Below are 12,490 nucleotides of genomic sequence, written 5' to 3'. Positions count from 1 at the left end.
AAAGAGAAACATTTTTCGGCTTTTAATTATATTTTATACCTAAAGTGAACATTTTTATACGTCAGTACATTATTTTCCGAACGAAATTAATTTTTATCACATAAACATTCGTGTTTTAGCATAATGCATCAAAATTTACCAGCTTATAAAAAACTTTAATGATGGTGCCTGACACCCAAGTTTATTAAGAGCAGCTCGAGTTTTCCTGATTCCGCTCGTATACGGCTCTTGCGCCGCCGATCAGTTTCGGGCGTACTTTGGCGAGTGTTACATGGGCCTGTCCGATGCTTTTTTGCTTCACGCGGACTGGAACGGCGACATGTTTTAAGTGCATCCCGATGAGTGTGTTGCCGATGTCAATCCCGGCATCCGCCTTCACGAACTCCACTACAACCGCGTCATCCATTGCTCCAAAGGCGTAAGTGGCCATCGCCCCGCCTGCTTTACGGACAGGGACAACCGACACTTCATCGAACCGCCTTTCCTCCGCAACCTTGCGTTCGACGACCAAGGCCCGGTTTAAATGCTCGCAGCATTGGAAGGCAAGCGCGATCCCCGTCTCCGCTTGAAGGTTTTTTAAACAGCGGTAAATCATTTCCGCCACTTCAACCGTGCCAGAGGTGCCAATTCGCTCCCCAATCACCTCACTCGTACTGCAGCCGACCACTAACAGCTGCCCTTGTTTTAACGCGCCCTGCTCTTTGAATTCCGTTAAAATTGCTTCCAGTTCTTGTTCACACGATTGAATCATATGCCTTGCCCTCCCCTAAAAGATGTCCAGTCCAGCTCGAGCTTAATTAGAGGTGCTTGTCCTCGTATTCGCCAATTTTTCCTATTCGGTTCGCATGACGGCCGCCTTCAAATTCACCCGTCAGCCATATTTCAGCAATATCTCGGGCCAGGCCAGGGCCAATGACGCGTTCACCCATCGTTATGATGTTTGAATCATTATGAGCCCGCGTTGCTTTGGCGCTAAACGTATCATGGACCAAGGCACAGCGAATCCCTTTCACCTTGTTAGCAGCAATGCTCATGCCAATTCCCGTTCCGCAAATCAGAATCCCGCGGTCAAACTCGCCGCTCGCTACCTTCTCAGCAACTGGCAGTGCGTAATCTGGATAATCCACCGATGTTTCACAGTCACAGCCAAAATCCTCAAATTCAATCCCCAGTTCGTTAAGTAATCGCGCAATTTCCTTGCGAAGATTCACTCCGCCATGGTCTGATGCTAGTGCCACTTTCATGTTAAAAACCTCCTCTATTCTATTTATTTTTTACAGACTAGCCCCAGCTCCTCGCCACTAGTGTCCGTCACGAAAAGGGGCTTTGCTCTCCTGATTAATTTTGACATACTGCCACAAAAATATAAAGTTTCAATCAAAAAATAAAAGCCCTCTTCGAAAAGAGAGCATCTGTCACTTTAGTTTTCCAATTGCTTTATCAATTAATCCATTTAGTTCACGAAAGGTTTCTTCGTACATGGCGAGCGGTCCGCCGTACGGGTCGACGACATCATGATTGAAACCTTCCCCGCTGTATTCCTTTAAGGTATATACCTTCTGACCCTCATGAGGGTATTGCTGCAGAATGGCCAATTTATGTGAGGATGTCATCGTTAGGATGAGGTCGGCCCATTCGACCTCATCACTCGTTAACAAACTGGAACGGTGATTGTGCACGATCCCATTGTCCTCCAACACCCTTTTTGCATGTGGCGATGCCTCACTGCCGTTCGCAGCATAAATGCCTGCCGACCTCACTTCGATCGCGTCGACTGCTTTATTTTTCAAAATTGCTTCTGCCATTGGACTCCTGCACGTATTTCCTGTACATACAAACAAAATGCGCTGCAATGTGTTTGCCTCCTTACAAGATTCTTATGTAATTTATTTTATCATATTTAAGTTAGGGATTCGAAAAGGTTGGCCGATCCGCCCGTTAAAAGAAGGGAGCGAGCAGCTTTAAGCCAAAGGCCAGTAAAATAGCTCCGCCAAGTGCCTCACTATATGACCCGACCCAGCCCTGCATCTTGCGGCCAAGCAGCAGCCCCGCCCATGTTTGGATGGTTGCCATGATTCCAAAACACAAAATAACCATAATCGTCTTCGCACCGTAAATGCCTAAGGTAAGCCCTACGGAAAAACTATCAAGACTCACACTCAAGGCAAAGAGCAGCAAGCCGAAACCAATTGGGGAAATAACCTTCTCATCGCTCTTTTTGAGGGTGGACCACACCATTTGCACACCCAGTAAAATCAGCAGAAAACCGCCGATAAAGGTCGCAAAGGTACCAAACTTATCTGATAAAAATTTCCCAGCAATTAAGCCAAGCAGCGGCATCCATACATGGAACAAACCGATCGTGATGCCAATATTAAAAATTTTCTTGAGCCGAAGTTTGTACATCCCCATGCCAAGTCCGACTGAAAATGCATCCATCCCTAGCGCAAACGCCATTAACATAAGAGTTACTATTTCGCCAATCATTTCAGACATTCGGACCCCGCCTCCTTGGACTAACTACCCTAGCATATGCACGTCCAAACTAATTTAGAAGTCTTGTTGGGGAACTGGAATATTGGCCGCTTACGTCTATTATACCGCTTCTTCCACATTTCTAATTCCAGAATTTGTTACATAATGGTGTTCGCGGACACATTTAATTGGTGCCTGTCACCCAAAAAATTGGTGCCTGACACCAAAAATCCGCCAAAAAAATTCAAACCACTACACTACACCCAAAATCGGTGCCTGACACCGAAAAAAAAAACACCAGGTCCCCTCACCGGAGAACCTAGTGTTTATTCGGCGATTAGTTTATTTCCAGCGGCTTTCTGCAGGCGGTTCATGATTGCATTTCCGACACCTTCGTTCGGAAAGATCTCACTGTAAATGACATCGACCTTTTCTAGATTAAATTTTCGCAGCGTATCATAAAGCGCCGCGGCAACCGTCGTAAGTTCCGCCCGCTTCCCGCAAGCTATCACCACATCCGCTTCATATACATCCGCCTGCTCTTCCGTTGTCAGCACCCCGACCCGCAACCCCTCCATCCGTTTTCCTTCTATTAGACGCTGGATAAATTTCGTGGTGCCTGACACCATAAATAGCGGTGCATTCGGGGCGTAGTGTTGGTATTTCATGCCTGGGGCTTTCGGCCGCGCCGCCTCGTCTGTTAACGCGGCATCGACACGTACTTCACCGAGCACAGCCTCAAGCTGCTCCTTCGTTACCCCGCCCGGTCTTAAGATAACCGGAATCGCTTCGGTGCAATCGATGACCGTTGATTCCACGCCAATTCCTGTTGCGCCGCCGTCGATCACACCAGCAATTTTCCCGTTTAAATCGTCCATGACATGTTGGGCCTTCGTTGGACTCGGTTTGCCAGAGCTATTAGCACTCGGGGCAGCAATCGGCAGTCCACAACTTTTCAACAATGCCAGTGCAACAGGGTGGTCCGGCATCCTTACTGCAACCGTCGACAATCCCGCCGTGGCCGTTTCCGCTAGGACGCCTTCTTTCTTTTTAAAAATTATCGTCAGTGGTCCCGGCCAAAACGCATCCATCAACACTTCAGCCTTGTCAGGAACCTCAGTTACAAACGTGCTCAGCTGCTTTTTTTCAGCGATGTGGATAATTAGTGGATTATCACTCGGCCTTCCTTTGGCTGCAAAAATCTTCCCAACCGCCAGATCACTTTCCGCGTTCCCGCCAAGACCATAAACCGTCTCCGTAGGCAGGGCGACCACTTCGTTATCCCGTAAAAAATTCGCTGCATCCACAACTTGTGGATTATTTTCAAGATTATCCACATACTTATCCACTTTCCAGACCTTTGTGTTCATAGTTATCCACCTTTATCTCGAATGAGTCTATTAGCGAAATTTGGCGAATTTAGTCACCTAGACTCATATTTTTAGCTCAATACGTTTGAAAGTATAAAAGAAGGTGGGCATAAATACAAGTGTTATCCACAAATTGTGTACAACTTCCTTGAAAAAGTGGATAACTTTGTGGATATATCCACAATTATAGTGAAAATTTCAAAAATATAGAGTTATCCACATTTAAAACGTGTCGAATATGTTCAGATTGATAAAATTCGCTGGGTATATCCTCCCGATCAACTCTCTGGAAGCCCATTAATTCGAAAAACGGTAAGGCCACGCTCTTATTTGTTGCCAAAAACAAACCTTTCATCCCTTTTTCTTTCGCTAATTGCACCATTTGATCGAAAAGAACAAAGATTTCCTTTTCAGCTTGTCCAGGTGTCACAACGAGGGAGCGCAAGAGCCCGAACTCCGTGAAGGCCTCCATGCCAAGCGAACCCTTTAAGGTGCCATCCTCATTTTCTAGCAGCAAAAAATAGTCAATCGTTTCATCTGTTAGTCCATCCGTCCCCAGATTGGCTCTGGATAAAAACGCTCGTAAACTGCCCAAGTCTTGTTTATTTGCTCTGCGAATCAATGCCTGCATCGCTTCCACCTCTTTTTTTAAGATTCTACTCTATGAATATGGATGAGCTAGAACAAATAGAACCGCTAGATTCACGAATCTAGTAAAATTTTATTAAAGAAACGACCACAGCCTCGCCGCATTTTTCCACACAAAAAACCAGCCCCATTGGTTGGAACTGGTCTAATTAAACATCTTCTCCCACATCTCTACGACGAAAAACTTCACTTCCACCGGCTTTTCATCTTCAGCGGTATAAACAGGCGCATCCTTTTTAGCCAACTTCACTGGCTCATCATCAACCTCAACCATTATCTCATTGAACACTGGTGCATCTTTTTCAATCAGCCTCTCCGGCTTCTTCATTTCTTCTTCGTCCACAGTTGCGGCTTTTTCCTCTTTTTCTACCTTGACCTTGACCTCAACCTCTTTTTCTACCTTGGCCGCAACCTCTTTCTTATCCTCAACTGAGCTTGCTTCTTCTTTTACCTTTTCAACCGTTGCCACCGTTTTTGCCTTTTCAACCTTTTCCTCCGATTTAGCAGGAGTCACTGTTTTTGCCTTCGCCTTTTTCTCTCCCTCAAAGCCATCACTGACAGCTACACCATTTGAAAAATCAAGGAAGCATAATGGCGGGTAAAGCACGCACCACCAGTTCGCGCCTTCCCCCGATCCTAACGTAATCAAAATCGCTTGATATTCACCAGCAGGATATAAAAATTGACCATATAATTTCGTCGGAAACTGAACCTTGCCAAACTCCACTTTCACCGATTGATCAGACCCTTGGTCGCGGACCACTTGTTCCGAAATCGCTTGAATCTCAGGAAGCTTCGACTTGATGACCGTTCTTGCTTTTTCCATCGACGTTAAATCCTGAACCCACAGGGTAATCTGTGCATTCACCGCATCGCGCACTTTCCGTTTAATGGCCTGATCCTCTTCAAAATCACTATTCGCAAGAATCCTAAGCCGAATCGCTTCACCAGGAATCACAATCGATTCTTTCGACGCGGCTTCCGTCTTCGGCATATATAAACTCAACATCGTCCCTAAAGACAAAACGATAAGATATCCCCAAACAATCACTTTACTTTTCAATTCTAGCACCGTCCCTTCGATACCTTCATTTTGGACAAAATGCCAGAATCTTAAACTATTAAATTTTGATATTTTTCAAAGAAACGCAGAAGCGCCAAACACAATTTTTTAAGTTGACGGCTATATTAAAAAAAGCCCCGGAACCTAAGCCCCGAAGCCGATCTCCGCAAACACCATCCGGTCCTTGCCATTTAAATCATTCACAATCTCTACCTTTGCATTGGCAAACGCTTTTTGAAAAAGCTCCGCTACCGCTTCGCCCTGACCGGCCCCAATTTCAAATCCAACCAGCGCGCGCTCCTCTAGTACCTTCGGTAACTCGACCATAAAGCGTCGATAAAAATCCAAGCCATCCGTCCCCGCAAACAAAGCCCGGTGCGGCTCATGCTCCGTCACAACCTCCGACATCGCCGTCATATCACCAAGCGGAATATACGGTGGATTCGAGAGGATCACATCAAACCGAGCCCCGCTCTCGATAAACGGGCCAAGCAAATCCCCCTGAACAAACTCCACCTCCGCCCCAAGCCGGGCAGCATTCTCCCGCGCCACAGCCAGCGACGCCTCCGCAATGTCAGTGCCTGACACCAATAACACTGGCTCGACAGGAGAATTGGTGCCTGACACCATTTCCCCTAGCTTGATAGGATTTTTGGTGCCTGACACCCGAAGTTCCGCTTCTTCCAGCTTCATGGTAATCGCAATCGCGCCGCTCCCGGTCCCAATATCCGCTAACCTGATAACCTGCTCTTCACTGAACAGCCGCTTGATCCGTTGAAGTGCACCGTAGACAAGTTCTTCCGTTTCCGGCCTCGGGATCAGCACCTCTTCATTGACGATAAACGGCCGCCCGTAAAACTCCTCCGTGCCGATGATATATTGGACCGGCACACCCTTCACGTGTTCACCAACCGCTTTTTCAAAGACTTCCCACACGCCCGGCGCTAGGTCATCGCGGACATTCGCAAACAACTGCGCCCGCGACATCCCCGTAAAATGGCGAAGTAACAGCTCCCCGGCATTCTCATCACGACGCGCTGAAACTAAAAAAGAAGAAGCCCATTGGAGAGCTTCATAGACTTTTTTACTCATTAGAGGCACTTTCCAGCCTGCGCGCTTGATCATCCATAATCAACGCATCGATGACATCATCGAGCTTGCCTTCTAAAATTTGATCGAGCTTTTGAATCGTCAAGCCGATGCGGTGGTCCGTCACCCGGTTTTGCGGGAAGTTATACGTACGAATCCGCTCCGAACGGTCCCCCGTACCAACCGCAGATTTACGGACAGAATCAAACTCCGCCTGTGCTTCCTGTTGATATTTATCATAAATCCGTGCGCGTAAAACCTTCATCGCTTTATCTTTGTTCTTGTGCTGCGATTTCTCATCCTGAATCGAAACCACGATCCCAGTTGGAATATGCGTTAACCGAACCGCTGACATCGTCGTGTTAACGGACTGTCCGCCGGCGCCACTTGACGCAAACGCATCAAAACGGATATCTTTATCGTTGATTTCCACTTCTAATTCTTCCGCTTCCGGCAAACAGACAACCGTCGCCGTCGACGTATGAATCCGGCCGCTTGACTCCGTCTCCGGAACACGCTGCACACGGTGTGCACCGTTCTCATACTTCAACTTCGAATAAGCACCTTGGCCGTTAATCATAAAACTAATTTCCTTATAACCGCCAAGACCAGTCGGGTTCGCATCAATCAATTCCGTCTTCCAGCCCTGTGCTTCCGCATAACGGCTGTACATGCGATATAAATTTCCAGCAAACAAGGCCGCTTCGTCCCCGCCCGCTGCCCCGCGGATTTCAAAGATAACGTTCTTGTCATCATTTGGATCCTTTGGAATCAGCAATAGTTTCATCTTAGCTTCCAACTCAACGATTTGCGCTTCCAGCTCATTAACTTCTTCCTTCACCATTTCACGCATATCCGCATCCAGCTTCTCATCAAGCATCGCCTTGGCATCCTGAAGCTGTTCGCGTGCCTCTTTATATTCACGATACGTTAGTACAGTTTCTTGTATATCAGATTGTTCTTTTGAATATTCACGAAGTTTCTTTGAATCATTAATAATTTGTGGGTCGCTCAAAAGTTCATTCAACTTATCATAACGATCTTCCACCGATTGAAGACGATCAAACACGGTCTATTCACCTCAATTTTTTGTCCATAACATTCTAATTATAGTATAGGTGGAAACAACCGTCAAAACCAAATTAAGGGGAAATTTTTTTACGGAGTGATTTTTCAGGTCAAAATCCTTTTTTTAAAAGGAACCCAAGCTACGGCCGTAGAAAAAACATGCCCTGATAATCAGAGCATGCTACCTTCGATCTTCTTTGACACGTACTTCAATATTATACCGCGGCAAGGCCTGGATTAGTTTCTTATGGAGTCGTGCTTCGGCATTAATCTTTCCCCGCTCAGACTGCATTCCTTTTTTATAAACAGAAACCCACATCCGGTCGCCGTTAATCCAGATGGAATCGGCCGTAAACTCATCGGAATCCGCGATAACCTGCTTGGCCTTTTGGATATCGTTGCCTTGATTATTCGCACCAGCTTCGCTACCGCTTCCTGTCCCCTTCAGGTCAAGGAAGTTCGGATTTTGATTGGTGATATCATCTTCGACCATATGCTGCTTATTCTTGCCCCGATCCGACATATTCGTCGGCGTATTGCGGTCATTGCCACGATTGAACATATAATTGGGTTTGGATTGGTCACTCCGTAGGTCATAAGCTTCTTCATTCCCATGATTCCCACCCTGATTTCCGTTACAGCCGCTTACTAAAAACAACATACTTAATGAGAGAAACAACATAAATTTTTGCATCTTACACCTCCCATTACTATCATGCCCGGTCACGGCAACAACAGGTCGAGAGAATTCTTTCCAAGTCCGGGGGGCGGAATTTGGCGGTCCCACAATGAATCCGCCAAAACTGGGTGGGATTCCGCCAACTTCCAAAGTGATTCCGCCAAACTCACCGGAATTCCGCCGAACTGGAGGTTTATTCCGCCGAACTACCCAAACATTCCGCCAAACCGCAAATTTCCCCCTAATCAAACAAAAAAACTGCCTGAGAATCCCCTTCTCAGACAGTTTTTCCAATGGTGTCAGGCACTAATTATGTAAACTCAACCAACCCTGACATTCATTTGTACTTTCTTGCTCTATGCATGAACGGTATAGGACGCCGTTTTTGGGACTTCGTGATGATGACGGCAGCGGGGCTCGTACGCTTCGGAGGCACCCACCAAAATCACTGGGTCATGGTAAGAGGCTGGACGTCCATCAATCAGACGCTGCGTCCGGCTTGAAGGCGAACCACAAACAGAACAGACCGCCTGCAGCTTCGTCACCGATTCAGCAATCGCCATCAACGCAGGCATCTGCCCAAACGGCTCACCGCGGAAATCCATATCAAGACCCGCACAAACCACCCGATGGCCGCTGTCAGCCAGCTGCTGAACAACCCTGAGAATCCCCTCATCAAAAAACTGAACCTCATCAATTGCGATAATATCTATATCCGCTTCCACATGGTGAAGAATCTCAATCGAATGAGTAATTGGCTTCGCATCAAAAGAAGATCCATTATGAGAAACGACAGATTGATCGTGATAGCGATTATCAATTTTCGGCTTAAAAACAGCTATCTTTTGTTTGGCGAACTGAGCACGTCTAACGCGACGAATCAATTCCTCCGATTTCCCAGAAAACATACTGCCACAGATAACCTCAACCCATCCGCTTTGCTTCATTAAATACATAAAACGGCGTCTCCTTCCAAGCAAATCCTTAAATATCTATCAATTATTTGAATTTTATTTAAATAAAAAACAGGCAAGTAAATTGCTGCTTGCCTGTACTTTTTACAATTATTGTTGCTGTTGGCTCTTGATGCCGTATTTCTTGTTGAAACGGTCAACACGTCCGCCAGCTTCAGCGAATTTTTGACGACCAGTATAGAATGGATGACATTCTGAACAAGTTTCAACGCGAATTTCTTTCTTCACTGAACCAGTTTCAAAAGTGTTTCCGCATGCACAAGTCACCTGTACCATTTTATAATTTGGATGAATTCCTGCTTTCATTCTTTTCATCTCCTTCCGCCCTGAATCATTCGAAACAGAGTTATATAATGTGCTTGTCTAACACCAAGCACCAATTTACTTAACACACACTGCACCCATTATAACAAGCAAAGCCATGTTTGGCAAGTTGGGATTTATTGGTTTCTTTTTTAAAAAGGAACCCATTATGCCCCCCTTTACCAGGGTTGTCCGATACCTAATTGACTAGAACCGGCTTAATTTGACCGCTTCACCGCATCGACTACGAACGTCTAGATTTCAGCTCTTCCCCTAGTTGCGCGAAGAACTCTTCATTCGACTTAGTTTGTCTTAATTTTTTCAAGAAGCGTTCCGCAAAATCTGGTGAATCTGACATCGATTTTCTGATCGCCCATAATTTATCCAAATGATCCTTCGGAATCAGCAGTTCTTCCTTACGCGTTCCCGAACGACGGATATCAAGCGCAGGGAAAATACGACGTTCAGCCAGCTGACGGTCAAGGTGCAGTTCCATATTACCTGTCCCTTTAAATTCCTCATAAATCACGTCATCCATCCGTGAGCCTGTATCGACCAAAGCCGTCGCAAGAATCGTCAAACTGCCGCCCTCTTCAATATTACGGGCTGCCCCGAAGAAACGCTTTGGACGGTGGAAGGCTGCTGGGTCAATACCACCAGAAAGCGTTCTTCCGCTTGGCGGAATTACAAGGTTGTATGCACGAGCCAGACGCGTAATACTATCCATCAGGATCACGACATCGCGTTTGTGCTCGACTAAACGCATCGCGCGGTCAAGCACCAACTCCGCTACTTTAATATGATTTTCAGGCACTTCGTCAAACGTCGAACTAACCACGTCACCGGCAACCGAACGCTCGATGTCGGTCACTTCTTCCGGACGTTCATCGATTAACAGCATGATTAATTCCACTTCCGGATGGTTCGTGGTAATGCTGTTCGCAATTTCTTTTAACAGCATTGTTTTACCGGCCTTTGGCGGAGCGACGATTAAGCCACGCTGCCCAAAACCAACCGGTGCCACAACATCCATAATCCTTGTCGATAGATGTTTTTGAGTGGTTTCTAATTTCATCTGTCTGTTTGGATATAATGGTGTGAGGCCTGGGAAGTACACCCGTTCTTTCGCTGATTCCGGATCTTCCCCGTTGACAGCCTCCACGTGCAATAGTCCATAATAACGCTCATTTTCCTTTGGAGGTCGTACCTTACCGGAAACTTTATCCCCATTACGAAGGTCGAAGCGGCGGATTTGCGAAGCAGAAATATAGATATCCTCTGAGCTTGGCGAGTAGTTAATTGGTCGTAAGAATCCAAATCCTTCTGATTGGATGATTTCCAAGACGCCTTCCATGAAAAAGTACCCCTGCTGCTCTGCACGAGATTTTAGGATGGCAAAAATTAATTCTTTTTTTGTTAATTTGCTGTAATAGGTCACTTTATATTCGCGAGCAAGCTCATAAAGCTCCTTCAGCTTCATATTTTCTAAACTTGAAATTGTTAAGTCCATTTGTGCACCACACTTTTATTTTTTTCAATCAGATAATAATTAAGAGAGTTGAGGAATTGAAATAGAAGTAGTAAGAAATGAATAGAATTGCAGAAAAATGCATAAAAACAATTACTATTTTACCCTCTATGCAAAAAATTAATCAACTAAATTTTCTATTCTCATTCATTGGGAATTTTTTCTGTGAAGGAGTTCGTTCAAAATTCCTAATCGAGTGTAATAGGAGTTTTTTAATTTAGGAGAGACTTTATGCCATGAAGGGTGCCTGACACGCACTGGTGTCAGGCACCCTTCACGGGGCATCGCCTATTTAATCACTAAATTAGGTTTTTTCTTTAAACTATGACGACCTTCGACAAAGCGGACGGTGCCTGATTTGGCACGCATAACGATTGAGTGGGTCGAACCGTAGGATCCTTTGAATTGAACACCGCGCAGCAATTCTCCGTCGGTAATCCCTGTCGCAGCAAAAATGGCGTCATCGCCTTTGACGAGGTCTTCCATCCGCAGGACGCGATTGACATCAAGGCCCATCTTGATGCAGCGCTCAAGCTCCGCATCATTTTGCGGCAATAGTTTACCGATGATTTCGCCGCCAAGACATTTTAAGGCAACAGCAGACAGAACGCCTTCAGGAGCACCGCCAGAACCAAAGAGAATATCCACGCCGGTATTGTCAAACGCCGTATTAATGGCACCTGCCACGTCACCATCATTAATTAACTTGATTCTTGCCCCTGCTTCACGAAGCTGGGCAATGATATGCTCATGGCGCTCACGATTTAAAACAGTCGCCACGACATCCTCGATATCTTTATTTTTCGCTTTGGCAACGGCCTTTAAGTTATCTAGAACAGACGCATTGATATCAATATGTCCGACTGCTTCGGGCCCAACCGCGATTTTTTCCATGTACATATCAGGAGCATGAAGAAGGTTGCCATGGTCAGCAATCGCAAGAACCGCTAAAGCATTCCAGCCGCCTGATGCTAAAATATTGGTCCCTTCGAGCGGGTCAACGGCAACATCGACGCGTGGTCCGTAGCCTGTCCCAAGTTTTTCACCAATATAAAGCATTGGTGCTTCATCCATTTCCCCTTCACCAATGACAACTGTTCCCTTCATTGGCACGGTGTCAAACACATCGCGCATGGCAGAAGTAGCTGCACCATCGGCCTCATCTTTTTTCCCACGGCCCATCCAACGGGCTGAAGCTAGTGCTGCTGCTTCTGTGACACGGACAAGCTCCATCGTTAAACTTCTTTCCATCGGTCTCCATCTCCCCTATGTCTTTTGTTTATCTCCCGAACT

General features: G+C 46.0%; 14 protein-coding genes. All 14 read right to left on the bottom strand.

Features of this window, described 5'->3' with window-relative positions; translation table 11 throughout:
* Positions 1-184: 184 nt before the first annotated feature.
* Positions 185-751, bottom strand: coding sequence for a TIGR01440 family protein (locus J7E63_RS06670; protein WP_215010754.1), 567 nt, complete (start codon positions 749-751; stop codon positions 185-187).
* Positions 752-797: 46 nt separating this feature from the next.
* Positions 798-1,244: a ribose 5-phosphate isomerase B gene (gene rpiB / locus J7E63_RS06665; protein WP_215010753.1), complete on the bottom strand. Its 447-nt coding sequence runs from the start codon at positions 1,242-1,244 to the stop codon at positions 798-800.
* A 171-nt stretch (positions 1,245-1,415) separates the two neighbouring features.
* Complete coding sequence (locus J7E63_RS06660) at positions 1,416-1,853, bottom strand: low molecular weight protein arginine phosphatase (RefSeq protein WP_214712007.1); 438 nt, start codon at positions 1,851-1,853, stop codon at positions 1,416-1,418.
* Between the two features lie 85 nt (positions 1,854-1,938).
* The gene (locus J7E63_RS06655) at positions 1,939-2,496 is read right to left on the bottom strand and encodes a manganese efflux pump MntP (RefSeq protein ID WP_168241290.1); all 558 of its coding nucleotides are present in this window, start codon (positions 2,494-2,496) and stop codon (positions 1,939-1,941) included.
* Positions 2,497-2,801: 305 nt separating this feature from the next.
* Positions 2,802-3,845 (bottom strand): L-threonylcarbamoyladenylate synthase, encoded by a 1,044-nt coding sequence (locus J7E63_RS06650; RefSeq protein ID WP_215010752.1) that lies wholly within the window; start codon positions 3,843-3,845, stop codon positions 2,802-2,804.
* A gap of 184 nt (positions 3,846-4,029) precedes the next feature.
* Entirely contained in the window at positions 4,030-4,476 is a 447-nt protein-coding gene (locus J7E63_RS06645; protein WP_215010751.1) for a GNAT family N-acetyltransferase, read from the bottom strand.
* A gap of 162 nt (positions 4,477-4,638) precedes the next feature.
* Positions 4,639-5,556, bottom strand: a complete 918-nt coding sequence (gene spoIIR / locus J7E63_RS06640) for a stage II sporulation protein R (protein WP_215010750.1) — start codon at positions 5,554-5,556, stop codon at positions 4,639-4,641.
* A gap of 144 nt (positions 5,557-5,700) precedes the next feature.
* Positions 5,701-6,648, bottom strand: coding sequence for a peptide chain release factor N(5)-glutamine methyltransferase (gene prmC / locus J7E63_RS06635; RefSeq protein WP_215010749.1), 948 nt, complete (start codon positions 6,646-6,648; stop codon positions 5,701-5,703).
* A complete protein-coding gene (gene prfA, locus J7E63_RS06630) occupies positions 6,641-7,714 on the bottom strand; it encodes a peptide chain release factor 1 (protein ID WP_215010748.1) in 1,074 nt (357 codons plus the stop codon). The genes prmC and prfA overlap by 8 nt, the downstream gene beginning before the upstream one ends.
* A 180-nt stretch (positions 7,715-7,894) precedes the next feature.
* The gene (locus tag J7E63_RS06625) at positions 7,895-8,407 is read right to left on the bottom strand and encodes a hypothetical protein (RefSeq protein WP_215010747.1); all 513 of its coding nucleotides are present in this window, start codon (positions 8,405-8,407) and stop codon (positions 7,895-7,897) included.
* 341 nt (positions 8,408-8,748) lie between these two features.
* Positions 8,749-9,348, bottom strand: a complete 600-nt coding sequence (locus J7E63_RS06620; protein WP_215010767.1) for a thymidine kinase — start codon at positions 9,346-9,348, stop codon at positions 8,749-8,751.
* A gap of 108 nt (positions 9,349-9,456) precedes the next feature.
* Positions 9,457-9,672, bottom strand: coding sequence for a 50S ribosomal protein L31 (gene rpmE, locus J7E63_RS06615; RefSeq protein ID WP_088090223.1), 216 nt, complete (start codon positions 9,670-9,672; stop codon positions 9,457-9,459).
* Positions 9,673-9,913: 241 nt separating this feature from the next.
* Positions 9,914-11,179, bottom strand: coding sequence for a transcription termination factor Rho (gene rho / locus J7E63_RS06610; protein WP_088090224.1), 1,266 nt, complete (start codon positions 11,177-11,179; stop codon positions 9,914-9,916).
* Between the two features lie 306 nt (positions 11,180-11,485).
* Complete coding sequence (gene glpX / locus J7E63_RS06605) at positions 11,486-12,448, bottom strand: class II fructose-bisphosphatase (RefSeq protein ID WP_088090225.1); 963 nt, start codon at positions 12,446-12,448, stop codon at positions 11,486-11,488.
* Positions 12,449-12,490 lie beyond the last annotated feature (42 nt).

The sequence above is a fragment of the Bacillus sp. ISL-75 genome (assembly GCF_018613095.1).
Note: the sequence above shows the minus strand (reverse complement) of the source record. Positions and strands in the feature narration are given on the sequence as shown.

What these genes read in the sequence shown, in the direction of transcription:
- J7E63_RS06645 (WP_215010751.1), bottom strand. Translation starts at nt 4,476, where the DNA reads ATGCAGGCATTGATTCGCAGAGCAAATAAACAAGACTTGGGCAGTTTA.
- rpiB (WP_215010753.1), bottom strand. Translation starts at nt 1,244, where the DNA reads ATGAAAGTGGCACTAGCATCAGACCATGGCGGAGTGAATCTTCGCAAG.
- prmC (WP_215010749.1), bottom strand. Translation starts at nt 6,648, where the DNA reads ATGAGTAAAAAAGTCTATGAAGCTCTCCAATGGGCTTCTTCTTTTTTA.
- rho (WP_088090224.1), bottom strand. Translation starts at nt 11,179, where the DNA reads ATGGACTTAACAATTTCAAGTTTAGAAAATATGAAGCTGAAGGAGCTT.
- J7E63_RS06655 (WP_168241290.1), bottom strand. Translation starts at nt 2,496, where the DNA reads ATGTCTGAAATGATTGGCGAAATAGTAACTCTTATGTTAATGGCGTTT.
- rpmE (WP_088090223.1), bottom strand. Translation starts at nt 9,672, where the DNA reads ATGAAAGCAGGAATTCATCCAAATTATAAAATGGTACAGGTGACTTGT.
- J7E63_RS06620 (WP_215010767.1), bottom strand. Translation starts at nt 9,348, where the DNA reads ATGTATTTAATGAAGCAAAGCGGATGGGTTGAGGTTATCTGTGGCAGT.
- J7E63_RS06625 (WP_215010747.1), bottom strand. Translation starts at nt 8,407, where the DNA reads ATGCAAAAATTTATGTTGTTTCTCTCATTAAGTATGTTGTTTTTAGTA.
- J7E63_RS06650 (WP_215010752.1), bottom strand. Translation starts at nt 3,845, where the DNA reads ATGAACACAAAGGTCTGGAAAGTGGATAAGTATGTGGATAATCTTGAA.
- J7E63_RS06670 (WP_215010754.1), bottom strand. Translation starts at nt 751, where the DNA reads ATGATTCAATCGTGTGAACAAGAACTGGAAGCAATTTTAACGGAATTC.
- glpX (WP_088090225.1), bottom strand. Translation starts at nt 12,448, where the DNA reads ATGGAAAGAAGTTTAACGATGGAGCTTGTCCGTGTCACAGAAGCAGCA.